The following is a 1347-nucleotide window of genomic DNA, read 5'->3' as shown; positions in this document are numbered from 1 at the left end:
TGCGCGGCTGGAACGAGCCGACGCCGGCGGCGATGAAGATGGTCTTGGTGATGAACTTGGTGCCGGTGGAGGTTTCGACATCGAAACGGCCATCTTCACGCTTGTTGACCACGGTCACTTCCTGGCCCAGGTGGAAGGTCGGCGAGAAGGGCTCGATCTGCTTCAACAGGTTGTCGGTCAGTTCCTGGCCGGTGCATACCGGCACGGCCGGGATGTCATAGATGGGCTTGTCCGGGTACAGTTCCACGCACTGGCCGCCGACCACCGGCAGCGAATCGATCACGTGCGCCTTGATTTCCAGGAGGCCAAGCTCGAACACCTGGAACAGGCCCACCGGGCCGGCGCCGATGATGACGGCGTCGGCATCGATGACACCGTTGACTGCCGCAGTCTGGACATTGTTTTCCATGATTTATTGATATTCCTGTTTCAGTAGATCAGATCAGTAGAGGCTTTTCACACAGGAGCGCTGCGCGCCGGGCTAGCGGCGTTGCCGCATGGCGGTGGGATAGGCCAGGCAAGGATGAAGCAAGGGGCCGGTGCACGCTGGAGGGCGGTGACGCCTGGCCCTGTGGCCGTCAGGGTTATGGCTGGCGGTCAAATACAAACGGCTGCGCATCTGGCGCGGGCGATGATGCTGCCAGGCTGGATGCGCAACCGCAATTCTGGACCGGAACAGGCCCGGTCAGTTTGATTCTCCGCAGCGATCAGCGCTGCAGGTATTGCAGCTTGTCGGTCTTGTCCTTCCATTCCTCGGCTTCCGGCAGCGGTGCCTTGGTCTTGGTGATGGAGGGCCAGTTGCGGGACAGTTCGGCGTTCAGGGCGATGTATTGCTGCTGGTCGGCCGGCACGTCTTCTTCCGCGTAGATCGCATTGACCGGGCATTCGGCCACGCACACGGCGCAATCGATGCATTCATCGGGGTCAATCGCGAGGAAATTGGGGCCTTCGCGGAAACAATCCACCGGGCAAACATCCACGCAATCCGTATAGCGGCAACGGACGCAGGAGTCGGTGACAACGTGGGTCATAACTGTCCTATCTGTAAAATTTCTTCAAACCGATGGCTAACTGCGCCGCAATTGATGGCAATATGGCACGGTTAAAATCATGTTGCGGCTGGTCAACCCTTGGTTGAGCTGCAGATTCGGACTTCCAGCGCCTTGTGGACGCTCTTGAGATGCCGCTGCGCAACCCGCCGCAAAGCCTTGTATTTTAAGGTAATTCGATTTTTCCCACAAATGAGGCTTATACAGATTACGTATAAGTAAATAAACAAGCTCGCGACAAGACCAGTCGCCGCCAGGGTCTTGGGCATGTCGCATCTGCGCAGGCGCCAGGCCCTCG

The 1347-nt window shown here is 58.5% G+C and carries 3 protein-coding genes; all 3 read right to left on the bottom strand.

Going from position 1 to position 1347, the window contains the following annotated elements; genetic code table 11:
• On the bottom strand, positions 1-409 hold a 409-nt coding region (locus I5W_RS00470), incomplete at its 3' end, for an NAD(P)/FAD-dependent oxidoreductase (RefSeq protein ID WP_044527779.1).
• Positions 410-707: 298 nt separating this feature from the next.
• Positions 708-1031 (bottom strand): ferredoxin FdxA, encoded by a 324-nt coding sequence (gene fdxA / locus I5W_RS00465; RefSeq protein WP_017454208.1) that lies wholly within the window; start codon positions 1029-1031, stop codon positions 708-710.
• 36 nt (positions 1032-1067) lie between these two features.
• Positions 1068-1347: hypothetical protein (locus I5W_RS32735; protein ID WP_217284431.1), on the bottom strand; the 280-nt coding region annotated here is incomplete at its 5' end.

Source organism: Herbaspirillum sp. B65 (assembly GCF_000333555.1).
Taxonomy (GTDB): Bacteria; Pseudomonadota; Gammaproteobacteria; order Burkholderiales; family Burkholderiaceae_D; genus Herbaspirillum; species Herbaspirillum rubrisubalbicans.
The sequence above is the reverse complement of the archived record's forward strand: the minus strand, read 5'-3'. Positions and strand labels throughout refer to the sequence as shown.

Coding starts and splice junctions, on each gene's coding strand:
- fdxA (WP_017454208.1), bottom strand. CDS start 1,031: ATGACCCACGTTGTCACCGACTCCTGCGTCCGTTGCCGCTATACGGAT.